The organism is Bradyrhizobium sp. JR3.5, assembly GCF_054057015.1.
Genome location: NZ_JBSRYV010000001.1, coordinates 2311801 through 2337962, shown reverse-complemented (window position 1 = coordinate 2337962; position 26162 = coordinate 2311801). Strand labels below are relative to the sequence as shown.

General features: G+C 64.7%; 21 protein-coding genes and 4 pseudogenes. 14 read left to right on the top strand and 11 right to left on the bottom strand.

Going from position 1 to position 26162, the window contains the following annotated elements; genetic code table 11:
- Positions 1 to 47 precede the first annotated feature (47 nt).
- From ACVWW1_RS11770 to tyrS, 5 genes are all read right to left on the bottom strand, one after another.
- A complete protein-coding gene (locus tag ACVWW1_RS11770) occupies positions 48 to 605 on the bottom strand; it encodes a cupin domain-containing protein (protein WP_456655878.1) in 558 nt (185 codons plus the stop codon).
- Between the two features lie 82 nt (positions 606 to 687).
- A complete protein-coding gene (locus tag ACVWW1_RS11765) occupies positions 688 to 1182 on the bottom strand; it encodes an ester cyclase (protein WP_456655877.1) in 495 nt (164 codons plus the stop codon).
- Positions 1183 to 1246: 64 nt separating this feature from the next.
- Positions 1247 to 1894, bottom strand: a complete 648-nt coding sequence (locus ACVWW1_RS11760; protein WP_456655876.1) for a helix-turn-helix domain-containing protein — start codon at positions 1892 to 1894, stop codon at positions 1247 to 1249.
- A gap of 246 nt (positions 1895 to 2140) precedes the next feature.
- Entirely contained in the window at positions 2141 to 3388 is a 1248-nt protein-coding gene (locus tag ACVWW1_RS11755; RefSeq protein ID WP_456655875.1) for an MFS transporter, read from the bottom strand.
- Between the two features lie 56 nt (positions 3389 to 3444).
- Positions 3445 to 4698: a tyrosine--tRNA ligase gene (tyrS, locus tag ACVWW1_RS11750; protein ID WP_456655874.1), complete on the bottom strand. Its 1254-nt coding sequence runs from the start codon at positions 4696 to 4698 to the stop codon at positions 3445 to 3447.
- Positions 4699 to 4850: 152 nt separating this feature from the next.
- On the opposite strand from tyrS, the gene ACVWW1_RS11745 reads away from it, so the two are divergent.
- From ACVWW1_RS11745 to ACVWW1_RS11735, 3 genes are all read left to right on the top strand, one after another.
- Complete coding sequence (locus ACVWW1_RS11745) at positions 4851 to 5954, top strand: anhydro-N-acetylmuramic acid kinase (RefSeq protein ID WP_456655873.1); 1104 nt, start codon at positions 4851 to 4853, stop codon at positions 5952 to 5954.
- Positions 5955 to 6036: 82 nt separating this feature from the next.
- Positions 6037 to 6714, top strand: a complete 678-nt coding sequence (locus ACVWW1_RS11740; protein WP_456655872.1) for a glutathione S-transferase family protein — start codon at positions 6037 to 6039, stop codon at positions 6712 to 6714.
- A 3-nt stretch (positions 6715 to 6717) separates the two neighbouring features.
- Positions 6718 to 7047 (top strand): DMT family transporter, encoded by a 330-nt coding sequence (locus ACVWW1_RS11735; RefSeq protein WP_456655871.1) that lies wholly within the window; start codon positions 6718 to 6720, stop codon positions 7045 to 7047.
- 137 nt (positions 7048 to 7184) lie between these two features.
- Here the strand turns inward: ACVWW1_RS11735 and ACVWW1_RS11730 are convergent, their stop codons facing one another.
- Positions 7185 to 7832: an alpha/beta hydrolase gene (locus ACVWW1_RS11730; protein ID WP_016843213.1), complete on the bottom strand. Its 648-nt coding sequence runs from the start codon at positions 7830 to 7832 to the stop codon at positions 7185 to 7187.
- A gap of 463 nt (positions 7833 to 8295) precedes the next feature.
- On the opposite strand from ACVWW1_RS11730, the gene ACVWW1_RS11725 reads away from it, so the two are divergent.
- The 8 genes and pseudogenes from ACVWW1_RS11725 to ACVWW1_RS11690 all read left to right on the top strand — a co-directional run bounded on the left by ACVWW1_RS11725 (position 8296) and on the right by ACVWW1_RS11690 (position 15899).
- Positions 8296 to 9453, top strand: a complete 1158-nt coding sequence (locus tag ACVWW1_RS11725) for a cysteine desulfurase family protein (protein ID WP_456655870.1) — start codon at positions 8296 to 8298, stop codon at positions 9451 to 9453.
- A 96-nt stretch (positions 9454 to 9549) separates the two neighbouring features.
- Positions 9550 to 11046 (top strand): Fe-S cluster assembly protein SufB, encoded by a 1497-nt coding sequence (gene sufB / locus ACVWW1_RS11720; protein ID WP_092113801.1) that lies wholly within the window; start codon positions 9550 to 9552, stop codon positions 11044 to 11046.
- A 58-nt stretch (positions 11047 to 11104) separates the two neighbouring features.
- Positions 11105 to 11857 carry a Fe-S cluster assembly ATPase SufC gene (gene sufC, locus ACVWW1_RS11715; protein WP_207839497.1) on the top strand — a complete coding sequence of 251 codons (753 nt, stop codon included), beginning with the start codon at positions 11105 to 11107 and terminating at the stop codon, positions 11855 to 11857.
- A gap of 17 nt (positions 11858 to 11874) precedes the next feature.
- Positions 11875 to 13197, top strand: a complete 1323-nt coding sequence (sufD, locus tag ACVWW1_RS11710) for a Fe-S cluster assembly protein SufD (protein ID WP_456655869.1) — start codon at positions 11875 to 11877, stop codon at positions 13195 to 13197.
- Positions 13194 to 14442, top strand: a pseudogene (locus ACVWW1_RS11705) (cysteine desulfurase). The gene sufD and the pseudogene ACVWW1_RS11705 overlap by 4 nt, the downstream one beginning before the upstream one ends.
- Positions 14439 to 14811: pseudogene (locus tag ACVWW1_RS11700) on the top strand (SUF system Fe-S cluster assembly protein). Before ACVWW1_RS11705 ends, ACVWW1_RS11700 begins: the two co-directional pseudogenes overlap by 4 nt.
- 64 nt (positions 14812 to 14875) lie before the next feature.
- Complete coding sequence (locus tag ACVWW1_RS11695; RefSeq protein WP_092113811.1) at positions 14876 to 15265, top strand: HesB/IscA family protein; 390 nt, start codon at positions 14876 to 14878, stop codon at positions 15263 to 15265.
- 150 nt (positions 15266 to 15415) lie between these two features.
- Positions 15416 to 15899: pseudogene (locus ACVWW1_RS11690) on the top strand (TfoX/Sxy family protein).
- A gap of 35 nt (positions 15900 to 15934) precedes the next feature.
- Here the strand turns inward: ACVWW1_RS11690 and ACVWW1_RS11685 are convergent.
- The 3 genes and pseudogenes from ACVWW1_RS11685 to ACVWW1_RS11675 all read right to left on the bottom strand — a co-directional run bounded on the left by ACVWW1_RS11685 (position 15935) and on the right by ACVWW1_RS11675 (position 20176).
- The gene (locus ACVWW1_RS11685; protein WP_456655868.1) at positions 15935 to 17002 is read right to left on the bottom strand and encodes a GGDEF domain-containing protein; all 1068 of its coding nucleotides are present in this window, start codon (positions 17000 to 17002) and stop codon (positions 15935 to 15937) included.
- A gap of 316 nt (positions 17003 to 17318) precedes the next feature.
- Positions 17319 to 18771: pseudogene (locus tag ACVWW1_RS11680) on the bottom strand (DEAD/DEAH box helicase).
- Between the two features lie 451 nt (positions 18772 to 19222).
- The gene (locus ACVWW1_RS11675) at positions 19223 to 20176 is read right to left on the bottom strand and encodes a helix-turn-helix transcriptional regulator (RefSeq protein ID WP_456655867.1); all 954 of its coding nucleotides are present in this window, start codon (positions 20174 to 20176) and stop codon (positions 19223 to 19225) included.
- Between the two features lie 250 nt (positions 20177 to 20426).
- Here ACVWW1_RS11675 and ACVWW1_RS11670 point away from each other — a divergent pair, with 250 nt between their 5' ends.
- The 3 genes from ACVWW1_RS11670 (at position 20427) to ACVWW1_RS11660 (ending at position 24222) form a co-directional block, all read left to right on the top strand.
- Entirely contained in the window at positions 20427 to 21920 is a 1494-nt protein-coding gene (locus tag ACVWW1_RS11670; RefSeq protein WP_456655866.1) for a caspase family protein, read from the top strand.
- 72 nt (positions 21921 to 21992) lie between these two features.
- Positions 21993 to 23237, top strand: a complete 1245-nt coding sequence (locus ACVWW1_RS11665; RefSeq protein ID WP_456655865.1) for an FAD-dependent oxidoreductase — start codon at positions 21993 to 21995, stop codon at positions 23235 to 23237.
- Positions 23238 to 23436: 199 nt separating this feature from the next.
- Positions 23437 to 24222, top strand: a complete 786-nt coding sequence (locus ACVWW1_RS11660) for an outer membrane protein (RefSeq protein ID WP_456655864.1) — start codon at positions 23437 to 23439, stop codon at positions 24220 to 24222.
- Positions 24223 to 24296: 74 nt separating this feature from the next.
- Here the strand turns inward: ACVWW1_RS11660 and ACVWW1_RS11655 are convergent, their stop codons facing one another.
- Entirely contained in the window at positions 24297 to 25067 is a 771-nt protein-coding gene (locus ACVWW1_RS11655) for a glucose 1-dehydrogenase (protein WP_207839514.1), read from the bottom strand.
- Between the two features lie 199 nt (positions 25068 to 25266).
- The gene (locus ACVWW1_RS11650; protein ID WP_176531597.1) at positions 25267 to 26058 is read right to left on the bottom strand and encodes an outer membrane protein; all 792 of its coding nucleotides are present in this window, start codon (positions 26056 to 26058) and stop codon (positions 25267 to 25269) included.
- Positions 26059 to 26162: the final 104 nt, after the last annotated feature.

Sequence of the window (26162 nt, the reverse complement as noted above, 5' to 3'; positions counted from 1 at the left end):
GGCCTCTCTCCACGTGCCTGTGGGGAGAGGCCGCCGACCATGCCAAATCATCGCGGCGCGGGCGATGGCTCTCCTGGAAAGCGAACCCCGAAGCGCTGGATCAGACCGGGGACGCTGCTCATATCCATGTCGAGTGCATAGCGCGCGCAGAGCGTCGCCAGCCGCTGCGGATCAGGGGGACCGTTGCTCAACTCTGCTCCGAGCTCACGGAAATAGGTCTCGAAGCCGGCCGGTGAAATGATCTCCAATACGCGGGCGGGCGTGTCCCCGGCATTCCAGAACGTGTGCCACTGCTCGCGCGGCTTGAAGATCAGGTCTCCCGGATTGCCGATCGCGACGGTATCGCCGAGCAACGCCCCGATGCGGCCCTCGAGGACGAAGCTGTACTCGTCCTCGTGATGATGCCGGTGCATGGGCGCTGCCAAAACGCGCGGCTGCATCGGATGTTCGACGAGGGCGAAGCGCCCACCGGCGTCGTCCTCTTCAATCATGAATCGGGCGCTGGTACCGCCGAGAATTGCGAGATGACCATCTTGCGGGCCGAGTATTCGCGGCGATGCCATGTTGTCCTTCCTGGAGGGATCCGGATTCGTCGGCATGTCCATCGCTCCGGTTGTCGGCTCCTGCGATGCCGGCCGTGATGCCAAACGCGCGTGGCGTCATTCTCGTCGCCGTCTCGGCTTCCCGCTAGGGCCGGCCTTGCGGCGGAGGCGGTAGCGCGCCAATCTGATGAAGCAGCGCGAACCGGTCGGGCACGCCCCAATGTTCGACGAGCCTGCCGTCGGCAAATCGGCAGATGTCCATGACATCGATGGAAACAGGTTTTCCCGAGCGCGGGTCGACGCCCGTTGCCTTGCTTCGCGCCCACACCGTATCGCGCGTTTCCACGATCGCCTCGATCGTGAGCTTCAAGTCCCTGATGCTGCGCCGCGCGTCCTCGATTTGCCCTTTCAGGATTTGCGGGCCGGGAATATCGGTTTTCGACAGGTACTCATGTTCGATCAGCGTCTCGGCGCAGACCTCGTCCGCGACCGTCAGATCCCCCTGAGAAAAGCCACGCTCGACGATGGCTTTGAAGCGCTCCAGGTTGGTCGACATGTCCGTTGCTCCGGTTCTCGGGCCGGTGACCGTGATGCCGGCCGCAACGACGCCGAATTCGCTTCGCGTCATCCTCTCCGCCATGTTGGCCTCCTGCGAGGGCACACCTTGCGGACTCGCTAGCGAAAGCGCTTGTAAATTTTGGTCATCAGCCTGGGAAAAAGACATTCTCCCAGTCGCCGATGAGGCTGCTCGGCGGTAAGCCGGCGAAAGCGTGGCATTCGCGGATGAAATGGGCCTGATCGAAATAGCCGAGTTCGTGGACAATGTCGGTCCAGGACCGGTTCGGGGCATCACGGCGGGCGACCAGCGCCCTGTCGAACCGGATCGTTCGCGCAAACAGCTTTGGCGTCATTCCGACCTGCGTCGCGAAACGACGCTGGAACTGGCTGGTGCTGAGGCCGGAATTTGCAATGAGGTCCTCGATCCGCGTACGGCCCCGGACGGCGATCATCCGGCGTGATGTGGCGGCGATCGTGCAGTCGGGGCCGCGCTTCTCGAGCATCGCCTCGACCCAGCGTTCGACCGCGGCGACGCGCAGATCGAAGTCCGGCGCCATGCGCACGGCATCGCCGAGTGACGTGGCGGATTTGCCGAGAACGTCCGAGGCTGCCGGATCCTGGTTGACCAAAGTGGTCATGTCGATCCCAACCAACCGGTTCAAGCCGGTCGGTTGAAAGAGAATGTTGAAGACATGGACTGAGCCTGACAGGCAGACATGCGCGCGACGATAGGTCTGCGGTCCAACCACACCCACATCTGGCGTCGTGCTGAGCTGGCCGCCGTCGATGCGCACGCGATATGGTTCAGCCAGATGGATATCCAGGATCTGATGCGGCCGCGCGGCGACCGGCCAGCCCAGCACGGCGTTCCCCAATTCCACGCGCCTTTCCTCGAACGAGCGCAGGACGCCGCGAAGTTGGGGATGGGGTAGCGCCCGCTTGATATCCATCGAGGACCTCGGCGGCGGAAGCCTAGATCGACCCGGGACTTGCGACAATATCTGTCTTGTCGGCGCAAAGCGTATGCCCCGGACGGAGCGCTAGCGCCGCAGCGCCGGCACCACCAGGAACGGGATCAGGCCGAGCACCACGTTGACCAGCGCGAAGGCGATCAGCGGATTGTAGCTGTGGGTCCAGTCGTGGATCAGGCCGCCGCCCCAGGAGCCGAGCGCGGAGCCGAGGCCGCTGCCGATCATGATCGTCCCGTAGATCGTACCGACGCGCTCGCCGCGGAAGATTTTCAGCGCGGTCGCGGTGATCAGCGGGCCGCGCGAGCCGATCATGCTGCCGAAGCAGATCACAAAGCCGGTCAGCAGCCAGTAGTTCGGATACCACTGCAACAGCCAGAGCAGGATGATGCCGACGATCGAGACGCCGTAGCTGAACAGCACGCTGGGACGGCGGCCGATGATACCGTCGAGCGTGGACACGCCGAGCATGCCGACGAACAGCGCGACGCCGGAGAAGCCCCAGGCGGTGGCGGCCTGTAGCGGCGGGAAGCCGACATCGATCAGGTAGGCGACGATCTGCGCCGTCAGCGCATACATCGCAATCGCGGTGAAGAAGAAGGTCGAGAACAGCGCCCAGAAGGCATGGTGGCGCATCGCGGCCAGCAGCGTCCAGCCTTGTTCGGCGAGGCCGGCTTGAGCCTTCTTCACGATGTGTGGCGATCCGCCGGCGAGCAGCCGCCACGGCAGGAAGACCAGCGGGACAAGCAGGCCGAGCGCACTGACGCCGAACACCTGATAGGCCTCGCGCCAGCCGATGCGGTCGATCAGCACCTGCGACAGCGGCAGCAGCACCAAGAGGCCGGCGCCGGTCGCCGAATACATCACGGCCATGGCGGTCGGCAGCTTTGGCCCGAACCAGCGGCCGAGCAGGATCGAGTTCGAGACGTTGCCGATCAGCGCGGTGCCGAAGCCGACGCAGAGGCCGACGCTGAGCTGGAATTGCCAGAGCTGCTGCGCGCGCGAGGCGATCAGGAATGCGCAGCCGAGCAGCGACAGGCCAAGCGCATAGACCACGCGCGGACCGGAGCGGTCGAACAGGCGCCCGACCAGGGGCGCGGTGAGGCCGCTGGCGAGCCAGGTCAGCGAATAGACCGACACGACAGAGGCGCGGTCCCAGCCGAAGTTTTCCGAGATCGGTTTGAGGAAGACCGTGAAGCTGTCGCTGAGACCGCGCCCGAGCACCGACAGCACGAAGCAGAGCGCGAGCACGTTCAGCGCGACGCGCGACTGTTTCGCCGGCGTTGCAAGCGTGTCGTTCGGAGGCGTGTTCTGGTCCATCGGAAAGATGGGAGCGCGCTTTCCGCACTCCCTACAACCGACAAATGCGAATGCGCCTATGCAGGCTTCAGCAGGACGTGCCGCTTCTTGCCGAGCGACAGCTTGACGACGCCTTCCGGCGTGAGATTGGCCGGCGTCAGCAGCATCTTCTCGTCGGTGACGGCAGCGTCGTTGACGCGCAGGCCGCCGCCCTTGATCTGACGGCGCGCTTCGCCGTTGGAGGCGACGAGCTCGGCCTTGACGAAGGCGGCCAGCACGCCGACGCCGGCTTCAAATTCGCCGCGCGGAATTTCCACCGTCGGCAGGGTTTCGGCCAGCGCTCCTTCCTCGAAGGTGCGGCGCGCGGTCTCGGCGGCTTCATTGGCCGCGTCGCGGCCATGGAGCAGGGCGGTGGCCTCGGTCGCCAACACCTTCTTGGCTTCGTTGATCTCGCTGCCACCGAGCGCCGCGAGCCTGCCGATCTCGCTCATCGGCAGGATCGTGAACAGCTTGAGGAATTTGACGACGTCGGCGTCTTCGACGTTACGCCAGTACTGCCAGAAGTCGTACGGCGAGAACTGGTCGGCGTTGAGCCACACCGCGCCCTTGGCGGTCTTGCCCATCTTGTCGCCGGAGGCGGTGGTCAGCAACGGCGTGGTCAGTGCGAACAGTTGCGGCGAGCCCATGCGGCGGCCGAGATCGACGCCATTGACGATGTTGCCCCACTGGTCGGAGCCGCCCATCTGCAGCCGGCAGCCGGCGCGGCGCGACAGCTCGACGAAGTCGTAGGCCTGGCAGACCATGTAGTTGAATTCGATGAAGCTCATCTCCTGCTCGCGCTCGAGCCGGAGCCGCACCGAATCCATCGTCAGCATGCGGTTGACCGAGAAGTGCCGGCCGATGTCGCGCAGCATCTCGATCCAGTTCAGCTTGGTCAGCCACTCGGCGTTGTCCAGCATGATGGCGTCGGAAGGCCCATTGCCATAGCGCAGCACCTTGGCGAACACGCCGCGGATCGAGGCCTTGTTGGCTTCAATCTCCGCGACCGTGCGCATCGCGCGCGTCTCGTCCTTGCCGGAGGGGTCGCCGACCATCGTGGTGCCGCCGCCCATCAATGTTATCGGCTTGTTGCCGCTCTGTTGCAGCCAGTACAGCATCATCATGGTGAGGAAGTTGCCGATGTGCAGCGACGGCGCGGTGCAGTCATAGCCGACATAGGCGGTCGCCTCGCCCTTCGCGGCAAGCGCGTCGAGGCCCTCGAAATCGGAGCACTGGTGGACGAAGCCGCGTTCCTGTAGAGTGTTCAGGAAATCCGATTTAAATGCAGTCATTTGTCGGCGAGCCAGATCATTCTTGTTTTACGGTTTTTGCATCTATTTGCGGAACCTTGATGCTTGAGGCTGCCGCAGGCGGACGCGCAGTGGCATTATAGGATGTACTTGTTTGAGACAAGCCGGGGGTTCCCGGCTGGGGCGCTTCCACAATGATGTTAACGGCACTCGGTCTGATGAGCGGGACCTCGCTCGACGGGGTCGACGTGGCACTGATCGAGACCGACGGCCGCCAGATCAAGGCCTTCGGGCCGACGGGCTATCGCCCCTATACCGACAGCGAGCGCAGCCTGCTGCGCCAGGCGCTCACCGAGGCCGTCCATCTGACACAGCGCGACGCCCGGCCGGGGATCTTGCGGCAGGCCGAGCAGGCCGTCACTTCAGCCCATGCCGAGGCGGTCGCCAGCTTCATGGCGCAGACCCGGATCTCCGCCCAGGACATCGACATCGTCGGGTTCCATGGCCAGACCGTGCTGCATCGCCCCGAGCGGAGGTTGACGGTCCAGATCGGCGATGCCCTGGCGCTCGCCAAAGCGATCCACATTCCGGTGATGCATGATTTCCGCGCCGCCGACGTCGAGGCCGGCGGGCAGGGTGCTCCGCTCGTGCCGGTCTACCACCGTGCGCTGGCGCAATCGCTGAATCGCGAGGGGCCGACCGTCGTGGTCAATATCGGCGGCGTCTCCAACATCACCTATATCGACGGCACCGATACGCTGGTCGCCTGCGACACCGGGCCCGGCAATGCGCTGCTCGACGACTTCATGTTCCGCCAGATGCATCAGCCGTTCGACACCGCCGGCAAGTTCGCGGCGCTCGGCAAACCGGACGAAGCCTGGATCGCACAGGCGCTCAAGCTGCCGTTCTTCGCGCTGCCACCGCCGAAATCGCTCGACCGCAACGACTTCGCCGGCCTGAAGCTCGGTGCCGTGGCGCCGGCCGATGGCGCGGCGACGCTGACCGCTTTCACGGCTGCCGCGATCGCCCGCGTCGTGCCGCTGCTGCCGAAACGGCCGAAGAGCTGGATCATCTGCGGCGGCGGCGCCTCCAACCTCACGATGATGCGGATGCTGCGCGAGCGCCTGGCGCCGGCAACCGTCGAACCCGCCGAGGCGCTTGGCTGGGCGGCGGACGCGATCGAGGCGCAGGCCTTCGGCTTCCTTGCGGCGCGCGGCATGAAGGGGCTGCCGCTGAGCTACCCCGCCACCACGGGGGTGCCGATCCCGATGACCGGGGGCATCATCGCGCGACCGTGATTTAGATGCAAATGCATCTACCTTGACAGTTCCATGCCGCAGCATTTAATTCGATGCAGTTGCATTGAACGCGAGGTTCGTCATGGCCGCCCTGAAGCTGATCAGCCACAAGCTCTGCCCCTATGTGCAACGCGCGGTGATCGCGCTGCACGAGAAGGGCGTGCCGTTCGAGCGGATCGACATCGATCTCGCCAACAAGCCGGACTGGTTCCTGAAGATCTCGCCGCTCGGCAAGGTGCCGGTGCTGGTCGTGACCGGCGACGACGGCAAGGAGGTCGCGCTGTTCGAGAGCAACGTGATCTGCGAGTACATCGAGGAGACGCAAGGCGGCGCGAAGCTGCATCCCGAGAACGCGCTGACGCGCGCCGAGCATCGCGCCTGGATTGAGTTCGGCTCGGCCATTCTCGGCGACCTCTGGGGGCTCGAGACTGCGACCGATGCCGCGACCTTCGAGAGCAAGCGGCAGGCGGTCGCCGCAAAGTTCGCGCGCGTGGAGGCTGCGCTCGGCGCGGGTCCGTTCTTCGCGGGCGACAGGTTCAGCCTGGTGGATGCGGTGTTCGCGCCGGTCTTCCGCTACTTCGATCTGTTCGACCAGCTGACCGATCTCGCCGTTTTCACCCACACGCCAAAACTTCGCGCCTGGCGCAGTGCCCTGGCGCAGCGGCCGAGCGTGCGCAGCGCCGTTTCACCTGATTATCCCGCGCTGCTGCATGCGTTCCTGGTCGGCCACCGCGCGCACATGCTGAAGCTTGCCGCGTAAGCCATGTCGCACTCCATTGCCTGGATCGCGCTGGTCATCGCCGGTCTTCTCGACGTTGGCTGGGCCATCTCGATGAAATATGCCGAAGGCTATACGCGCCTCGGCTGGACGTTGGTCTCGCTCGCACTGCTCGCCGCGTTCGTGTTCCTGCTCGGGCGCGCGTTGCAGGTACTCGGCGTCGGCGTCGCCTACACGATATGGACCGGCATCGGCGCGGTCGGCACGCTGACCATGGGCGTGTTGCTGTTCAACGAAGCCTTGAACCCGATGAAGGTCGCCGGGATCGCACTGGTGCTGGTCGGCATCGCCGCACTGAAATTCGCGCCGGAGTAGGTTTCGTAGCCCGGATGGAGCGAAATCCGGGGCAGGTCTAACCGCGGAGGCAGTGGTCCCGGATTTGGCGGAGCCTGTCATCGGGCGCGCGTTCGCGCGACCCGTTGGCTCCATCCGGGCTACAAGAGCGGTGTCGCTCAGCGCACGTTGGCGAGGCGCATGTCCAGATAGCCGGTCACCGTCTCCATCAGCGGCTCTAGCTTGCCGTCGAAGAAGTGGTTGGCGCCGGGGATGACCTGCTGGTCGATCACGATGCCCTTCTGCGTCTTCAGCTTCTCGACCAGCGTGTTGACGTCCTTGGGCGGCACCACGGCATCCTTGTCGCCGTGTACGATCAGGCCCGACGACGGGCAGGGCGCGAGAAACGAGAAGTCGTAGAGATTGGCTGGTGGCGCGATCGAGATGAATCCCTCGACCTCCGGCCGGCGCATCAGAAGCTGCATGCCGATCCATGCGCCGAACGAGAAACCCGCAACCCAGCAAGCGCGCGCCTCCGGATTGATCGCCTGCGCCCAGTCGAGCGCGCTCGCGGCATCGGACAATTCGCCGGTGCCGTGATCGAACGAGCCCTGGCTGCGGCCGACGCCACGGAAGTTGAAGCGCAGCACCGAGAAGCCGCGATGCGCGAACGCGTAGTAGCACTGGTAGACGATCTGGTGGTTCATCGTGCCGTGGAACTGCGGATGCGGATGCAGGATCATCGCAATCGGCGCGTTCTTCTGCTTGGCCGGGTGATAGCGGCCCTCGAGACGGCCAGCAGGGCCGGTGAAAATGACTTCAGGCATTGTGTTCCCTTGATTGACGCGTTCCCTTGATTGACGTCGATCAATCAACCGGTTGGAGCCATCTTCGGCGACGGGCGCGAGCAGAGCGGCTCATGATGAAATCAGCGCAGGCGCCGCCGGGCGGCACGCTGGAAGGCCTTCTAGCATGACGCAAGGGGCAAAAATCAAGGAAATTGTGCCGCTTGGCAGAGGCTAATCCGCTCCGTGACGCGTGCGCAGCCGGCGCGTCGGCGGCGACCCGGATCAACACGCCGAATTGCTCGTTGGCTACCTGAAGTTTTAGTTTGTCATATTGCTATCGCGCGCGGCGCGCAGGCAGATGTCTTGCCAGGCAACACGATGGAACTCCCGGCCGAGCGTGAAAAATCTCCCGCATTGGTGACTCTGATCTGGTCTCGCTGCCCGACTGTCGTTATGTCGCAATGGAAGGCCGCAACCACGGTGGTTGCCGCGGACAAGCTCGATGGCCGATCGCGTCTATCTCGACTGGAATGCCACAACGCCACTTCGCCAGGAGGCAAAGGCGGCGATGGCTGCTGCATGGGAATTGAGCGGCAATCCGTCCTCGGTGCACAGCGAGGGACGCCGCGCGCGCCGGCTGGTCGAGGATGCCCGCAATGCGGTGGCGAATGCGGTCGGCGGCCGGCCGCAGGACGTCGTGTTTCTCTCCGGCGGGACCGAAGCCAATGCGCTCGCATTGACGCCGGGATTGCGCCGCGGTGCAGGCGCGCCGGTCAACCGGCTCCTGGTGTCCGCGATCGAGCATGCGTCTGTCCTCGCGGGCGGACGGTTCGCGCGTGAGGCCACCCTCGCGATCAATGTCACGCGCGCCGGGGTGATCGATCTCGATCATCTGCGTGCGCTGCTGGCCGACGGTGCGACCGCATTGGTCTCGGTGATGCTGGCGAACAACGAGACCGGCGCCATCCAGCCGGTGGCTGACGTCGCCGAGATCGTCCACGCGGCCGGTGGCCTGCTGCATGTCGACGCGATCCAGGCGTTCGGCAAGATCCCGTTCGATCTCGCCTCGACCCGGGCCGATCTGGTGACGCTGTCGGCGCACAAGATCGGTGGACCGAAGGGCGCAGGCGCACTGGTGCTTGCCGAAGGCGTCGAAGGACTGGAGGCGTTCCTGCGCGGCGGCGGGCAGGAGCTCGGACGACGGGCAGGGACCGAGAACGTCGCAGGGATTGCCGGCTTTGGTGCGGCCGCGAAGGCCGCGATGGTGGCGCTGAAGGCCGACGCCGCCGGCGTCAGGGGACTGCGCGACCGGCTCGAGCACGGGCTGCGGCAGACGCCGGACGTGGTGGTCTTCTCCGATAACGTAGAGCGGTTGCCGAATACCGTTCTGTTCACGGCGCCCGGCATGAAGGCCGAAACGGCGGTCATCGGATTCGACCTGGCGGGGGTCGCGGTGTCTTCCGGTTCCGCTTGCTCGTCGGGCAAGGTCCAGCCGTCCCACGTCCTGGAGGCAATGAGATACCGTCCAGAGGTGTCCCAAGGAGCGGTGCGGCTCAGTCTTGGCTGGTCTACCACGGAGACAGACGTGGATTTGGCCCTCAAGGCTTGGCGAAAGCTCGCCGATACCTTAGTTAAGGGAGAGCGACGAAACACAGCTTGAACAGTTCTAAGCGGGTGATTTCGTCTTCAAAGCATCGTAAGAGACTTCGGAACTTGAGATCCACCGCGGTCCTTGAAACCGCGAGCGGAGGATTGAATGCCTGCTGTACAAGAGACGGTCGAGCGCGTCCGGCGCATCGACGTCGACCAGTATCGTTATGGATTTGAGACGCTGATCGAGTCCGACAAGGCCCCGAAAGGCCTGTCGGAAGACACCGTCCGCTTCATCTCTGCAAAGAAGAATGAACCGGCCTGGATGCTGGAATGGCGTCTGGAGGCGTATCGCCGCTGGCTGACCATGACCGAGCCGACCTGGGCGCGCGTCAACTATCCGAAGATCGACTATCAGGATCTTTATTATTATTCGGCGCCGAAGCCGAAGAAAACGCTGTCCTCGATCGACGAGATCGATCCGGAAATTCTCAAGACCTATGAGAAGCTCGGCATCCCGCTCCGCGAAGTCGCCGTTCTCGAGGGCGTCGAGCCGCCGCCCGGCGGCCCGCCGTCGGCCAATCGCAAGATCGCGGTCGATGCCGTGTTCGATTCGGTGTCGGTCGCAACCACCTTCCAGAAGGAGCTGAAGGCCGCCGGCGTGATCTTCATGCCGATCTCGGAGGCGATCCGCGAGCATCCCGAGCTGGTGCAGAAATATCTCGGCACCGTGGTGCCGACCTCGGACAATTACTTCGCTACGCTGAACTCGGCGGTGTTCTCCGACGGCTCGTTCGTCTACGTGCCGCCGGGCGTGCGCTGCCCGATGGAGTTGTCGACCTATTTCCGCATCAACGAGCGCAACACCGGCCAGTTCGAGCGCACGCTGATCATCGCCGACAAGGGCTCCTACGTCTCCTATCTCGAAGGCTGCACCGCGCCGCAGCGCGACGAGAACCAGCTGCACGCCGCCGTGGTCGAGCTCGTCACGCTCGATGACGCCGAGATCAAGTATTCGACGGTGCAGAACTGGTACCCCGGCAATTCGGAAGGCAAGGGCGGCATCTACAATTTCGTCACCAAGCGTGGCGACTGCCGCGGCCGGAATTCCAAAATCTCCTGGACCCAGGTCGAGACCGGTTCGGCGATCACCTGGAAGTATCCGAGCTGCATCCTGCGCGGCGACAATTCGAGCGGCGAGTTCTACTCGATCGCGATCTCGAACGGCTTCCAGCAGGTCGATAGCGGCACCAAGATGATCCACCTCGGCAAGAACACGTCGAGCCGGATCATCTCCAAGGGCATCGCCGCCGGCAAGTCGCAGAACACCTATCGCGGCCTCGTCAGCGCGCACCGCAAAGCCACCGGCGCGCGCAACTACACCGCCTGCGACTCGCTGCTGATCGGCGACAAATGCGGCGCGCACACCGTGCCCTATGTCGAGGCCAAGAATTCCTCGGCGACGTTCGAGCATGAGGCGACGACGTCGAAGATTTCCGAGGACGTGCTGTTCTACTGCATCCAGCGCGGGCTCTCGCAGGAAGAAGCCGTCGGCCTCGTCGTCAACGGTTTCGTGAAGGACGTGCTGCAGCAACTGCCGATGGAGTTCGCGGTGGAAGCGCAGAAGCTGATCTCCATCAGCCTTGAAGGTTCGGTTGGCTAATCCATCCCGCTAACGGCGCGGCCGACGCGCCTTCAGGATGATGCTCAGGAAAAATCAGATGTCTCTGCTTGAAGTGAAAGATCTGCTGGTTCGTGTCGAGGAGCGCGAGATCCTCCACGGGCTGTCGCTCACGGTGAACCCGGGCGAGGTGCACGCGATCATGGGGCCGAACGGTTCCGGCAAATCGACGCTCTCCCACGTCATCGCCGGCAAGCCCGGCTATGAAGTCACCGGCGGCCAAATCCTGTTCAAGGGCGAAGACCTCCTGGAGATGGCGCCCAATGAGCGCGCCGCCAAGGGTGTGTTCCTGGCGTTCCAGTATCCGGTGGAAATCCCCGGCGTGACCACCTGGAATTTCCTGCATGCGGCGCTCAACGCCCAGCGCAAGGCGCGCGGCGAGGATGAGATTTCGTCGCCGGCCTTCCTCAAGAAGGTCCGCGAAGTGGCGAAGTCGTTGAACATCCCGCAGGACATGCTGAAGCGCGGCGTCAATGTCGGCTTCTCCGGCGGCGAGAAGAAGCGCAACGAGATCCTGCAGATGGCGCTGTTCGAGCCAGCCGTCTGCATCCTCGACGAAATGGATTCCGGCCTCGACATCGACGCGCTGCGGATCGCCGCCGACGGCGTCAATGCACTGCGCTCGCCGGAGCGCGCGATGGTCGTCATCACCCACTATCAGCGGCTGCTCAACTACATCGTGCCCGATTTCGTGCACGTGATGTCGAAGGGCCGGGTGGTGAAGAGCGGCGGCAAGGAACTGGCGCTGGAGCTGGAAGAGTCCGGCTACGCGCAGTTCGAAGACGCTGCCTGACAAATGCGGGTTCTCAGATGAACGTTGTTGCAAAGACCGAGACCGGGCGCGCGCTGGGCGATGCTTTCGCCGTCGCGCGCGACCGTCTGCCGGGCAAGGGCAAGATCGCCGATCAGCGCCGCGAGGCGTTCGAGGCTTATGAGCGCCTTGGCCTGCCGCATCGCCGGATCGAGGACTGGAAATATACCGACCTGCGCGCGCTGATGCGCGAGGTGCTGCCGCTGGCCCCTGCGCCGGATGCGGCGGCGCTGGGGCGTGCTGCTGCTGCGGTCAAGCTGCGGGCGATCGACGGCGTACGCCGCCTGGTGCTGGTCGATGGCGCGTTCGCGCCCGACCTCTCCGACCTCGGTAATCTCGATAAGGGACTGAGCATCCGCCCGCTGCGCGAGGTGCTCGATGCCGGCGAGGACGCGCTTTCCGCGCAGGCCTTTGCGTCAGACACGTCCAATCCGATGATTGCGCTGAACGGCGCAATGGCGACCGATGGCGTCGTTATCGACATCGCCAATGGCACGGTGCTGGCCCAGCCGCTGCACATCGTCCACGTCGCCTCTGGCGCAGCGCCGGCTGCGATGTTCACGCGCTCGCTGCTCCGGCTCGGCCGCGATACCGGCGTGACGCTGGTGGAGAGCTATCTCGCCGGCGAGGGCGCCAAGGCTTACCAGACCCATGATGGGCTGATTGTCGCGATCGGCGACAATGCGCGGCTCGATCATGTGCGTCTGGTCGAAGACAGCGTCGATGCCTTCAACATTTCCTCGGCGACGGTGACGCTTGGCGCGCACGCCCATTTCAACACGTTCGGTCTGACCTCGGGCGGTCATGTCAGCCGCTATCAGTTGACGGTCACCTGCGCCGGCGAAGGCTCCAATGTCGAGACCAACGGCGTCAATCTGATCAACGGCAAGCAGCACGCCGACACCACGCTGTTCGTGGATCATGCGGTGCCGCACTGCGCGAGCCGCGAGATCTTCCGTGCCGTCGTCGACGACCGTGCCCATTCCGTGTTCCAGGGCCGCATCATCGTCCGTCCCGACGCCCAGAAGACCGACGCCAAGATGATGACCCGGGCGCTGCTGCTGTCCGACGACGCGGAAGCCGACAACAAGCCCGAGCTCGAGATCTTCGCCGACGACGTCACCTGCGGTCATGGTGCGACCACCGGTGCGCTCGACGAGAGCCTGCTGTTCTACATGCGCGCCCGCGGACTGCCCGAGAAGGAAGCGCAGGCGCTTCTGATCCAGGCCTTTGTCGGCGAGGCGATCGAGACGATTGCCAGCGACGCGTTGCGCGAGGTCGCAATTGCCACCGCGCAGCGCTGGCTTCAGGCGAGGGCGTGAGCATGCACAAGGCGGTCGCCAACGGTTCCTACGACGTCGCCCTGGTGCGGCAGGATTTCCCGGCGCTCGCCATGCAGATCTACGGCAAGCCGCTGGTCTATCTCGACAACGCCGCGTCGGCGCAGAAGCCGAATGCGGTGCTCGACCGCATGACCGAGGCCTACAAGAGCGAATACGCCAACGTGCATCGCGGCCTGCATTACCTCGCCAATGCCGCGACTGAGGCCTATGAGGGCGCCCGCGGCAAGGTCGCGCAGTTCATCAACGCCCGCCGCACTGAAGAGATCGTCTTCACCCGCAACGTCACCGAGGCGATCAACCTGGTGGCATCCTCCTGGGGTGGGGTGAACATCAAGGAGGGCGACGAGATCGTCCTCTCGATCATGGAGCACCACTCCAACATCGTGCCGTGGCACTTCCTCAGGGAACGCCATGGTGCCGTGATCAAGTGGGCGCCGGTCGACGACGAAGGCAACTTCCTGATCGAGGAGTTCGAGAAGCTCCTGAGCCCGCGCACCAAGATCGTCGCGATCACCCAGATGTCGAACGCGCTCGGCACGCTGGTTCCGGTCAAGGAGGTGGTCCGGCTCGCCCACGCCCGCGGCATTCCGGTGCTGGTGGATGGCGCGCAAGGCGCGGTGCATCTGCCTGTTGACGTCCAGGACCTCGACTGCGATTTCTATGCCTTCACCGGCCACAAGGTGTATGGGCCGACCGGCATCGGCGCGCTGTACGCCAAGCACGAGCATCTGGTGGCGATGCGGCCGTTCAACGGCGGCGGTGAGATGATCCGTGAAGTGGCCAAGGACTGGGTCACCTATGGCGATCCGCCGCACAAGTTCGAGGCGGGGACGCCGCCGATCGTCGAGGCGATCGGGCTGGGTGCTGCGATCGACTACGTCAATTCGATCGGCAAGGAGCGGATTGCCGCGCATGAGCATGAGCTGCTGACCTATGCGCAAGACCGTTTGCGCGAGATCAACTCGCTGCGCGTGATCGGAACCGCCCGCAACAAGGGCCCCGGTGATCTCCTTCGAGATGAAGGGGGCGCATCCCCACGATGTCGCGACCGTGATCGACCGGCAGGGCATTGCGGTGCGTGCCGGCACCCATTGCGTGATGCCGCTTTTAGAGCGGTTCAACGTCACGGCCACCTGCCGCGCATCCTTCGGGATGTATAATACAAGGGAAGAAGTCGACCATCTGGCGCAAGCGCTGATCAAGGCGCGGGAATTGTTCGCATGACCGATACAGCCGAAGTCAAGACGGCCACCATGGAAACCACCTCGGCGCTGCCGGCGGAGGAGACCGAGCGCATGAGCGGCGAGATCGTCGCGGCGCTGAAGACGGTGTTCGACCCGGAAATCCCGGCCGACATCTACGAGCTCGGCCTGATCTACAAGGTCGACCTCAAGGATGACCGCTCGGTCGACATCCTGATGACGCTGACCACCCCGAACTGCCCGGCAGCCGGCGAGTTGCCGCAAATGGTCGAGAACGCGGTTGCCAGCGTCCCCGGGGGTCGGCGTCGTCAACGTCAATCTGGTGTGGGATCCGGCCTGGACGCCGGACCGGATGTCGGACGAGGCGCGCCTCGTCCTCAATATGTGGTGATGCGTTAGGGGATTGAACCTAAGCTCGAGATTGAATTGCCGCTGGGACTGACCACATGAATGACATGACACAAGCCTCACCGACCCCAGCCAAGCCGAAGCGGCCGCGCCCGCAGGTCATGAGACTGACCGATGCCGCGGCGGACCGGATCACCGAGCTGACCAAGCGCGCCGATTCCGAGATCGTCGGCCTGCGGGTCGGCATCAAGAATGGCGGCTGCGCCGGACAATCCTACACCGTCGAATACGCCCATGAGATCCGTCCGACCGACGAAGTGGTCGAGGACAAGGGCGTGAAGATCCTGGTCGATCCGAAGGCCGTGCTGTTCCTGCTTGGCACCGAGATGGACTACGTGGCCGACAGGATGCAGGCCCAGTTCGTGTTCAACAACCCGAACCAGGTCTCCGCCTGCGGTTGCGGCGAGTCGGTGCAGCTCAAGCCGGCGACGGTCTGATCACCGCTGCGCCCTCGCGAGCGCGCAATCGCGCTCGCGTTTTGGATCCTATACCTACCACCGTTGCATGTTGACGCCGTCGTCGACCATATTGCGCTGCCGACAGGCTGCGGCTGGCGCGTTTGGCTGCGCTGGAACAATGGTGGGCATATGGACCGCGAATTCCTGACCGACCTGTTCGCCGTTTTCGGCCCGGTCACGCTGCGCCGGATGTTCTCCGGTTACGGCATCTCCGCTGACGGTACTAATTTCGCGCTCGCGCTGCGCGCCGGGCTCTACTTCCGCGCCGATGAGGAGACCATCCCGCAATTCGAAGCCGAAGGCTGCGGGCCGTTCCAGTACCAGACGCGCGCCAAGACGGTGACGGTGAACTCGTACTGGCAGCTGCCGGCTCGGTTGTTCGACGATGCCGAGGAGCTCGCGGTCTGGGCACGCTCGGCGCTCGGTGCCGCCCACGCAGCGCGCCGCGCTGCGCAAGCGGCCGAGGAAACGACCGGCCGCGCCGAAGTCGACGGCGCCGGTGAACTCGAAGGCAACGGCAAAGAAAGTGGCGGGAAAGAAGGCAGCGGCGCGGAGGCCGAACGCAAAACCGTCCTCAGTTCCGAAGAAGCGCGTGAAACGGAAAAAATCCTGAGCAGCGCTGCGCGCGTCTCAAGGCGCGTTCAGAGGTCACGCTACGCGGGTCTGGGTCTCGGCGCTGTATTCCGGGTCGGCTTCGCAGATCACGCGGTTGCGGCCGGCGCGCTTGGCGGCATAGAGGCAGGCGTCGGCGCGCTCGATCAGGGAATCCGTGTCGTCGGCCGGCTTCAGTATGGAGACGCCGACCGAGATCGTGACACGGCCGAGGATCTCGCCGGTCGACTTCTTCTTCAGCTCCTTGGCCATCACGGCACGGCGGATGTGGTCGGCGACCGTCAGCGCCTGGCGCAGCGCAGTGTTGGGCAGCACCACCGCGAATTCCTCGCCGCCATAGCGGGCGGTGATGTCCTGGCCCTTGATGGTCTGCTTCAGCGTTTGCGCCACCAGCCGCAGCACCTGATCGCCGGTGAGATGGCCGTAGGAATCGTTGAACGACTTGAAGTGATCGATGTCGAACATCAGCAGCGACAGCGGCTCGCCGCTGGCCAATGCGGCCTGCACAGCCATGTCGATCGAGCGGTCGAAATATTTCCGGTTGCCGAGGCCGGTGAGCGGATCGGTCAGGCTCTCGGCGCGGATCGCCTCAAGGCTGTGTTGCAGGTCGCTGATCTCCGACTTCGATAGCGCGAGCCGGTTCTCCAATGCCTGATTGGTCTCGCGCATCTCGCGCGTCGATTTGGCCAGCCCCTCGACGATGGTCTTGATCTGGTCGCGGGTGGTCGCGGTCGAGAGGCGGTCGCTGGCGCCGACGAGGCTTGCGTCGTAAGTCGCGGACACGCCGAGCGCATCGGTGATCAGCTGCATGACAGCGTCGATCTCGCCGATGACACGCGCGCCGACCTTGTCGATGCGGTCCGATGTCTTGATGTGCGAAAGGTAGGTTTCGTAGATCTGCTCGAGATCGGATTCAGAGAGCTTGCCGCTGCGCGCCAGCGTCTCGTTGATGACCTTGTTGAGCGGTGCGTTGTATCCGGTCGCGTAGACGTACCAGATTTCGTAGTTGCGCGGCACGGCGGTCTGGCGAAGCGAGCGGATCTGACCAAGCGCAACTTCGGCAAAGGCCAACGTACGTTCGTGTTCGTCCAGTAGCTTGACCACTGTCACGTCCTTAATACACGCGATGCCGGTCATGCCCGGCAGCAATGACTAAATTATTGGCGCGAAGGTACGGGACGAGAATGAAGGCAAGGTAAACAGTGGAACTACGGGGATTTCGCCGGGACTAATGTCATACGAGCTCGATTCCGGCGTGGGTCGGGCTCGGCTTTCGCAAGCTTTTCGCTTGCTCGCCATTGCGCCGCGAAAACTGCGCGCATTTGCTTCAAACGCGAGGGATCAGCGTGGGCGTCGGTCGCCCGCGGCGACGCGGCTGCCGGGGAAAACCGCCGCTGGCGCGGCGGCATCGGAGCCGGCCTTAGGCGCGTGCGCGCACAGGCCGCAGCAGGAAAGCGGGCAGGTGCGAATGATCGGCGGGCTCGTGGTCCACCTCGCGCTGCGGCCGCGATGGCTCGGCACGCCCGATCGACGGCACGTGCGACGGGGTGGCCCGCGGCGAGGTGCCGCGGCCGTGGCGCGGTTCGCGCTCCGGCTTGGCTGCGCGCTCCTGGCGGGGCTCCTGGTCCTGACGCGGCTCGCGTTCACGTCGCGGCTTGCGGCCGCCACGGGCACCGTCGCGCGAACCTTCGCGGCCGCGCGCGCGGCGCGGCGCGGCGTCGTCGTCCGAGGCTTCGCTGTGAACGGTGAAGTCGCCCTCGGCGCGCGGGATCGCCTGGCCGATCAGCTTCTCGATCGCCGTCATCGACTTGCTGTCGAGCGATGTGACGATGGAGATCGCGGTACCGGTGCGTCCGGCGCGGCCGGTGCGGCCGATGCGGTGGACGTAATCGTCGGGGTGGTGCGGCACGTCGAAATTGAAGACGTGGCTCACCGCGGGAATGTCGAGGCCACGGGCGGCGACGTCGGAGGCGACGAGCAACGGAATCTCGCCCTTGCGGAATTGATCCAGCGCCGCGGTGCGGGCGGACTGATCCATATCGCCGTGGAGGGCGCCGACACTGAAGCCGTGCTTCTGGAGTGATTTGTGAAGGACAGCGACTTCACGCTTGCGATTGCAGAAGATAATCGCGTTGTTGAGATCCTTGGCGTCGCGCAGCAGGCGGCGGAGGATCTCGCGCTTGTCATGTGCCTCGCGACCGGCCGGGACCTGCAATTGCGTGACGGTGACGGCGGTGGTTGCGGGTTTGGAGACTTCGATCCGCGCAGGATTGTGCAGGAAGGCCTCGGTGATGCGGCTGATCTCCGGGGGCATCGTCGCGGTGTAAGAACAGGGTCTGCCGCGTGAACGGGACGAGCTTGCAGATGCGTTCGATGTCGGGAATGAACCCCATGTCGAGCATGCGGTCGGCTTCGTCGATCACCAGCAGCTCGACGCCGGTGAGCAGCAATCCGCCGCGTTCGGTATGGTCGAGCAGGCGGCCGGGCGTTGCGATCAGGACGTCGACGCCGCGCATCAGCTTGGAGTCCTGGTCGCCGAACGAGACGCCGCCGATCAGCAGCGCCACGTTCAATTTCTGGCCGGCGCCGTATTTGTCGAACTGCTCCTTCACCTGCGCGGCAAGCTCGCGGGTCGGCTCGAGGATCAGGGTGCGCGGCATGCGTGCCCGCGCGCGGCCCTTCTCGAGGAGGGTGAGCATCGGGAGAACGAAGGCAGCGGTCTTGCCGGTGCCTGTCTGAGCAATGCCGAGGACGTCGCGCCGGGCGAGGACGTGCGGGATTGCCTGTTCCTGGATGGGAGTGGGGGTGGTGTAACCGGTGGCCGCAACTGCGGCGAGGACCTTATCGGACAGGCCTAGATTGGAAAAAGACATTGAGCCTCTGGTCGAAACCGCCGTTCGGCATCGCAGGTAAAAGGCTGTCGCGTTCGGCCCCGAAACGGCTCGCTTTTCTATAAAGCTCGGGGGCTCTGGCTAACGCTGACGGACGGCAAACCTGACGAATCGCGTTTCGATCCGAGGGCCGCGTTGCCCGCAACATAGGGGCGAAAGCGGTAAAGTCAATCTTGGAACCAGCCGATAGCCGAAAAAGCTTAACGTTTTCGTCAAAATAAGCGCCGTTTCCGTCATTTGGCGGTCAAATGAATCACTGGCCCCGTGTCTGATAGCAAGGCCTCCGAGGAGGTGTCCGCGCTGTTTTCACCCGGTACTCGCCGAGGGTCAGACCCTCGGGCTGGCGCGAATCCGGCTTACGGGATGGCGGCGCCTTAGTAACCCGCAAGAGCGCGGTTGAGCCGGTCAGCCGGGATTACCGCTCTCCGCGCGCTCAGGCCGGCCGCGCCCTGTAATCGCCTGGGGTCATCGATTCGGATGCATTGAAGAGGCGGTAGAACGTCGCGAGACTCTCGAAGCCGCAGGCAAACGCGACCTCGGCGATCGTCTGCCCGGACTGCTCGCGGAGCAGGCGGCGGCTTTGCGCGAGCCGAAGCGCGGTGACGGTCTCCGAGAAGCTCATCTCAGTCTCCTCGAACAGGATGTGCAGGTGACGCACCGAGATGCCGAGCAGGCCGGCAATCAGGGTTGGCGTCAGCGCCGCGTTCGAGAGATGCCGCCGGATCAGGCGGCGAGCCAGCGACAGATGGGCGCTTCGCAGGGCCTGCTGCGCGAGCCGGCTCTTTGGCCGCATGATGCCGCGCTCGATCAGCGCGATGTGGGCGAGCGCCCGCACCATCGGGGCCGTGTCCGCCGCGGTGGCGTCATGGCCTTCGACGAGGTCGCGGAAGCAGGATTCCAGCAGGGGCCGCAGCACGGTCTCATCCTGCATGGGCCTCGGGACCAGTTCGCCGAGCTCGGCGCCCGGCGGGACGATGTTCGTCACCGGGATCTTGATGATGCGCAGGTGGAAGCCGTCATCGTGCAGCGGGACGGTGCGATAGGGCAGGTCCGAATAGCTGGTCGCGAACATGCCGTCGCGCACCGCGAATTCATCGAGCCGCGCGCCGCCGAACCAGCCGCCACCGCCGAGCTGCTGGTAGATGCACAGGCTGTCGCTGCGCGCGTCTGCGATGTCGCCGGCGCGCCGCTCGACGCGGTAGGGCGAGGCCCGCAGCTCGACCAGCCCGGCATCGCCGAGCTGGCGCAGCGAGAACTCGCCGAAGAAGTCGCGGCGGTGCTGGGGTTCGAGTTCTGCGGTGACGCCGAACAACCCCTTGGCGCGGACCTCGCGCCAATAGTCGAAGCGATCCCGGGGATCGACTTGCTCAGTGGACCATGTGTACACGGAAAAGCCCCTGGAGTGCCCTTGGGACGTGCGGAGAGCTGGCGCCGCGATGGAAGCCGGAATCTATCACGCGGGCCGTAAAAAGAAACTTGACCTGGAACGGACGGGACGCCTCATGGGGGCCAAGAGGCACGCCAAGGGGCGGTCACGGCGGCCATCCGGCGTCGGCCTTGAACCGGCCAAACGGCTGATCCGACTATTAGGCGGCGGTCGCACGAGCGGCGCACTTGTCGTGCAGGCGGGAATTGGGATGAAGAGCTGGCTTTCGAGACTTTCAGCGACCCTGTTGGCGGTCGCATTTATCGCATCGGCGGCGCCCGCCCAGGCTGAAAAGCGCGTCGCGCTGGTGATCGGCAACAATGATTACAGGAACGTGCCCAAACTGCAGAAGGCGGTCAACGACGCCCGCACCATGGGCGACACGCTGAAGCAGCTCGGTTTCAACGTCATGGTGGCGGAGAATTTGAACCGGCAGGCGTTCTCCGAGACGCTGCTCGCCTTCGACCGCGCCGTAGAACCCGGCGACACCGCGTTCTTCTTCTATGCCGGTCACGGCTTTGAGATCGCGGGTCAGAATTTCCTGCTGCCGACCGACGTGCCGGCCGCCACCGAAGGGCAGGAGGAGCTGGTGCGCGACGCTTCGGTTCTCGCCGACCGCATCATCGAGCGGTTGCAGAACAAGAAGGCGCGGACCTCGATCCTGGTGTTCGACGCCTGCCGCAACAATCCGTTCGAGCGCGCCGGCACGCGCGCCGTTGCCGGCGGCGGTGGCCTCGCGCCGATGACGCAGCTGCCCGAAGGCGTGTTCTCGGTGTTTTCGGCGGGGCCGCGTCAGACCGCGCTCGACCGGCTCTCGAACGACGACGCCAATCCCAATTCGGTGTTCACGCGAACCTTTGCCAGGGAGCTGCTGCAGCCCGGTGAAAATCTGGTGCAGGTTGCCCAGCGTACGCGGCGCCTGGTCAGCGAGATGGCCGAGACCGTGAAGCACAAGCAGATCCCGGTCTATTTCGACCAGATGGTGGACGACGTCTTCCTGAACGGGATCGCCAAGGGGCAGGCCGAGGCGGCCAAGCCGTCGGCTCCGCCGCAGCAGGTGGCCGCGCTGCCGCCGGTCTCGGTGCCGAAGCTGCCGAAGGATTCCATCAACGCGCCGATCGCGAGCTTCTCGCGACACAATGGCGGCTGGACCGTCGTGTTCTCGATCGCCGATCCGACGCTCGGCATCTCCTGGCGGATCGGCGATAGCGGCGATTTCCGCGAAACCGGCTTCATGGACACGCTCGATCCGCGTACGCGCAAGCGGATGCCCAATCCATCGATCGAGCTGCCAGCCGATGCGCCGGCGGCCACGATCGAGCTTCGCTATGTCGATACGCAGGGCGAGATGCAGGGGCCGTTCCCGATCAAGTTCGATCCCGACGCCGCGCTGATCCGCGACCAGCGCAAGATCCTCGACATGACGGCGACGAGCTGGCTGTCGTTCCGCGAGTTCAACGGGCTGCTCGTCTACTACACGCACCTGATGTCGTATCGCTGCGCGATCCGCGAGGTGCGGATCGGCATCGACACCGCGGTGCCGGACAAGGTGTTGAAGATGCCGGCCTGCAATTCGCGCGATCCGAGCGCAATCCCGTCCGACGCGCAGCCCTATCTGAAGCTCGCGCCGCAGACCAAGTCGGTTTCGGTGGAGCTGACCTATCGCGACGGCAGCGTGTCGGAAATCAAGACGTTCAGGCGATAGCCTTGCATCCTTGTCGTCCGATCCGCGTTACAATCGAGGCCTGAGGGTCGAAGCAGCGGTAGGGAAGGCATCATGGATGCAGGCAATCCGGCAGCGCCGAAGACGCGTCAGATGAAGGTGCGCTGCTGCGTCGTCGGCGGCGGGCCGGCGGGCATGATGCTCGGCTATCTGCTCGCGCGCGCCGGGATCGATGTCGTGGTGCTGGAGAAGCACGCCGATTTCTTCCGCGACTTCCGCGGCGACACCGTGCATCCGTCGACCCTGCAGGTGATGGACGAGCTCGGTCTGATCGACGGCTTCCTGAAGCTGCCGCACCAGGACATCCAAAGGCTCGACGGCATGTTCGGCGGCACCTCGGTGCGGATCGCCGACCTCAGCCGCCTCAGCGTCAAATATCCCTTCATCGCGATGATGCCGCAGTGGGACTTCCTCAATTTCTTGCGCGAGAGCGGCGAGCGTTTCCCCTCGCTGCAGGTTTTGATGAGCGCCGAGGCGACCGACCTGATCCGGCGCGGCGACGCTGTTGCAGGCGTCCATGTGAAAACGCCTGATGGCCCCATCGAGATCGAGGCTGATCTCACGATCGGCTGCGACGGCCGCCATTCGATCGTGCGCAAGCACGCCGGCCTCGACGTCGAGGATATCGGCGCACCGATGGACGTGCTGTGGTTTCGCGTCGGGCGGCGTCGGGACGAGACCGAGAATTTGTTCGCCCGCATCGACCACGGCAAGATGATGGTGACGTTCGACCGCGGCGACTATTGGCAATGCGCCTATGTGATCGCCAAGGGACAATACGAGGCCGTGAAGGCGAGGGGATTGCCGGCGCTGCTCGACGACGTGCTGCGGCTCGCGCCGATCCTCAAGGCCGGCATTGCCGACGTGAAGAGTTTTGACGACGTCAAGCTGCTCACGGTCGCGATCAATCGCCTGACGCGCTGGACCCGTCCTGGCCTGCTCTGTATCGGCGACGCCGCGCACGCGATGTCGCCGATCGGCGGCGTCGGCGTCAACCTCGCGGTGCAGGACGCGGTCGCGACCGCCAACATCCTGGCGGCCGAGCTCGCACAGGGCTGTCCGTCGGAGGACGAGCTCGATGCCGTGCGGCGGCGCCGCGAATTCCCGGTCCGGGTGACGCAACGCATGCAAGTGATCGCGCAGAACAACATCATCAGCGCTGCGCTGAAGGGCGGCGATCAACCGGTGCCGTTCGCGTTGCGGTTGATCACCGCGCTGCCCTGGCTGCAAGGGCTGACGGCGCGTCTTGTCGCGATCGGGGTGCGGCCGGAGCACGTCCATTCGCCGGCGGCGCGCTGACAGGCGTCGCGCGCAGGGAAGGAATTTATCAAGGATAACAGCTCCTTAAAGGAGCCGTTAGAAGTTGCGTGATTGCAACAGACAGGCATGATTCGCAACCGGCGCACATGGATTCTGCGCGCCCGGTTCCCGCGGTTTGCTTTTGGTAAGGGTCTCTCTGGGAAAGCTCGTCCCCATCAGACAATCTGGGGATGCCACCATGTCTCATGCCAAATTCATTGCCGCGCTGACCGTGACCGCGGCGCTCGGCGTCGGCGCTGCATCGGCCGCCGACCTTGCCGCCCGTCCGTACACCACGTACACCAAGGCGCCGGCCTATGTGGAAACGGTCTACAACTGGTCCGGCTTCTACGTTGGCGGCCATCTCGGCGGCGCCTGGACCAACGAGCAGTGGGTCAACAGCGCGAACACGACGGCGTTCGGCGATCTCGCGCCCGGCCAGGGCTTTCGGCAGCGTGGCTCGGGCTTCATGGGTGGCGGTCAGATCGGCTACAACTGGCAGGCCAACAACTTCGTGTTCGGCGTCGAGGGCACGATCTCCGGGCTCGACAATTCCGGCCGCGTCACCAACACGGTGTTCGGCGTCGGCCGCGACGATCAATTCAGCTGGCGCTCGAACGCCATGGCAACGATCGTCGGTCGTGCCGGCTACGCGATCCAGAACAACCTGCTCTATTTCAAGGGCGGCTATGCCGGCGTGAACAACCGCCTGTCCGTCGTCGACAACCTTCCGCCGTCAACCGGCTCCGGCAGCCAGACCCATTGGGCCAGCGGCTGGACGGTCGGCGCCGGCTGGGAATACGGCATCACCCGCAACTGGACCATCGGCGTCGAATACAACTACGCGGCCTTCGAGCGTCAGACCTATCAGCTCGCCGGCACCGCCGCGGGCACCTACACGTTCGACGCCAAGCCGCGCGACATCCAATGGGCGGTGGTGCGGATGAACTACAAGTTCGACGCGCCGGTCATCGCGCGCTACTGAACGACACTGAGGCGAACAGGATGCAAGAGCCCCGGCAAATGCCGGGGCTCTTGTGTTTCATGGATCCTGTGTTTTCAGGCCATCACCGAATAGCCGCCGTCGACGGGGATCGCGGTGCCGGTGACGAAGTCCGACGCCGGCGAGGCCAGGAACACGGCGATGCCCGCGAAGTCGTCGATGGCTCCCCAGCGGGCCGCCGGCGTGCGTGCGAGCACGCGCTCGTGCAGCCCGGCGACCTGCTCGCGCGCGCCCTTCGTCAGATCGGTGTCGATCCAGCCGGGAAGGATGGCGTTGACCTGGATGTTGTCGGGGGCCCAGGCGTTGGCGCAGGCGCGGGTGTACTGCACGATGCCGCCCTTGCTTGCAGCATAGGCTGCAGCGAAGCTCGCGCCGAAGATCGACATCATCGAGCCGATATTGATGATCTTGCCGTGGCCCGAGGCCTTGAGCGCCGGATAGGCCGCCTTCGAGCACAGGAAGGCGCTGGTGAGGTTGGTGTCGATCACCTTGCTCCACTCGTCGAGCTCGAGCTCGTGCGGCGGCTTGCGGATGCTCATGCCGGCGTTGTTGACGAGGATGTCGATCCGGCCGAGCTCGCCGGTAACCCGCTCGACCATCGCGGTGACCGCGGCCTTGTCGGTGACGTCGGTTGCCACCGCGATCGCCTTGACGCCGCGCTTGCCGAGATCCTCGACGGCGGCTTTCGATTTCGCCTCGTTGCGGCCGACCACGGCAACCGCCGCGCCGGCATCCGCCAGGCCGCGCGCCATCCCGAGCCCGATGCCGCCATTGCCGCCGGTGACGATCGCGACCCGGCCCGAGAGATCAAACTGTCCGTTTTTCATTGTTGTTGTCCGCTGTGGTTTGAATCCGGTCGCGAGAGTGCCCGATCACCACGGCGCTGACCAGATCGGGCGCGGCCGGTCGGCCCTGCACCGCGAGGCGTGCGCGCGAGATTGTTCTTGAAGGTGTTCAGGCAACAAAAAAGCCCCGGACAATGCCGGGGCTTTTCGTCTGCTATGTCAGCAGGGATCAGTACTCAGCTCAGTACTTGGCGACGACCGGACCGGTCCAGTTGAAGCGGTAAACCAGCGAGGTGCTGATGGTCTGGACGAGCGGCTTGAAGGTGATGTCGCGGCCGTTCGAGATGTTGGTGACGTCGGCGAGTTCCGAGATGTTCTTGCTGTCGTAGTAGGCAGCACGGTACTCGGTCTTCATGAACCAGCCCGGCGCGGTGATGCCGAAGATGTTCAGGTTGTTCTCGACACCGCCGCCGACGAACCAGCCGCTGCGATCGAAGCCGTCGGTGTGTCCACCCACCGGGAGAGCAGTGGCGGTGTTGAACAGCGTAGTGCCCTTCCAGTGCGAGTTGGAATAGCCGGCGTTGACGTAGGACAGAACGTTCGGAGCGACCAGATAACCGAGGCGCGCACCGGCGGCCCAGCTGTAGTCGTTCTTGATGTTGCCGGCGATTCCGAGGCCCTGATCCTGGATCGTGCCCTTCAGGCTGCCGAACTGGCCGTCGGCGAACACGCCGATCACCCAGCTGTTGGCGGTCTGCCAGTCATAGCCGGCACCGACGGTGCCGTACCAGCCGTCGCCACCCTGGCGCTGGTTGAAGCCGAGGATCGGTGCGCCCGTGACGGTCGACTGAACGCCGGTGTCAGCGTCCCAGACGCCGCCGCCGCCGCCGCCGAAGATGTAGAAGCCGGTCCAGCTCGGCGCCACTGCGATCGGGGCCGGAGCCTTGGTATAGGGGCGGGCGGCCAGGTCAGCAGCCGACGCGGTACCCGTCATCGCAGCAACCGCGGTCAGAGCGAGCAAAATCTTCTTCATATCCAAATCCTCGACTTTAGCGTTCGATCGGGTCGCTGACGGGGGCGCGATCGCACCGATTCCCGAAACTCATGTCTGGACTATACGTGGTTCCGCCGGAAATG

Bases quoted from the DNA above. Each gene is read 5' to 3' on its own strand.
- ACVWW1_RS11770 (WP_456655878.1), bottom strand. From the start codon at position 605: ATGGACATGCCGACGAATCCGGATCCCTCCAGGAAGGACAACATGGCA.
- ACVWW1_RS11765 (WP_456655877.1), bottom strand. From the start codon at position 1,182: ATGGCGGAGAGGATGACGCGAAGCGAATTCGGCGTCGTTGCGGCCGGC.
- ACVWW1_RS11755 (WP_456655875.1), bottom strand. From the start codon at position 3,388: ATGGACCAGAACACGCCTCCGAACGACACGCTTGCAACGCCGGCGAAA.
- tyrS (WP_456655874.1), bottom strand. From the start codon at position 4,698: ATGACTGCATTTAAATCGGATTTCCTGAACACTCTACAGGAACGCGGC.
- ACVWW1_RS11745 (WP_456655873.1), top strand. From the start codon at position 4,851: ATGATGTTAACGGCACTCGGTCTGATGAGCGGGACCTCGCTCGACGGG.
- ACVWW1_RS11740 (WP_456655872.1), top strand. From the start codon at position 6,037: ATGGCCGCCCTGAAGCTGATCAGCCACAAGCTCTGCCCCTATGTGCAA.
- ACVWW1_RS11735 (WP_456655871.1), top strand. From the start codon at position 6,718: ATGTCGCACTCCATTGCCTGGATCGCGCTGGTCATCGCCGGTCTTCTC.
- ACVWW1_RS11730 (WP_016843213.1), bottom strand. From the start codon at position 7,832: ATGCCTGAAGTCATTTTCACCGGCCCTGCTGGCCGTCTCGAGGGCCGC.
- ACVWW1_RS11725 (WP_456655870.1), top strand. From the start codon at position 8,296: ATGGCCGATCGCGTCTATCTCGACTGGAATGCCACAACGCCACTTCGC.
- sufB (WP_092113801.1), top strand. From the start codon at position 9,550: ATGCCTGCTGTACAAGAGACGGTCGAGCGCGTCCGGCGCATCGACGTC.
- sufC (WP_207839497.1), top strand. From the start codon at position 11,105: ATGTCTCTGCTTGAAGTGAAAGATCTGCTGGTTCGTGTCGAGGAGCGC.
- sufD (WP_456655869.1), top strand. From the start codon at position 11,875: ATGAACGTTGTTGCAAAGACCGAGACCGGGCGCGCGCTGGGCGATGCT.
- ACVWW1_RS11695 (WP_092113811.1), top strand. From the start codon at position 14,876: ATGACACAAGCCTCACCGACCCCAGCCAAGCCGAAGCGGCCGCGCCCG.
- ACVWW1_RS11670 (WP_456655866.1), top strand. From the start codon at position 20,427: ATGAAGAGCTGGCTTTCGAGACTTTCAGCGACCCTGTTGGCGGTCGCA.
- ACVWW1_RS11665 (WP_456655865.1), top strand. From the start codon at position 21,993: ATGGATGCAGGCAATCCGGCAGCGCCGAAGACGCGTCAGATGAAGGTG.
- ACVWW1_RS11660 (WP_456655864.1), top strand. From the start codon at position 23,437: ATGTCTCATGCCAAATTCATTGCCGCGCTGACCGTGACCGCGGCGCTC.
- ACVWW1_RS11655 (WP_207839514.1), bottom strand. From the start codon at position 25,067: ATGAAAAACGGACAGTTTGATCTCTCGGGCCGGGTCGCGATCGTCACC.
- ACVWW1_RS11650 (WP_176531597.1), bottom strand. From the start codon at position 26,058: ATGAAGAAGATTTTGCTCGCTCTGACCGCGGTTGCTGCGATGACGGGT.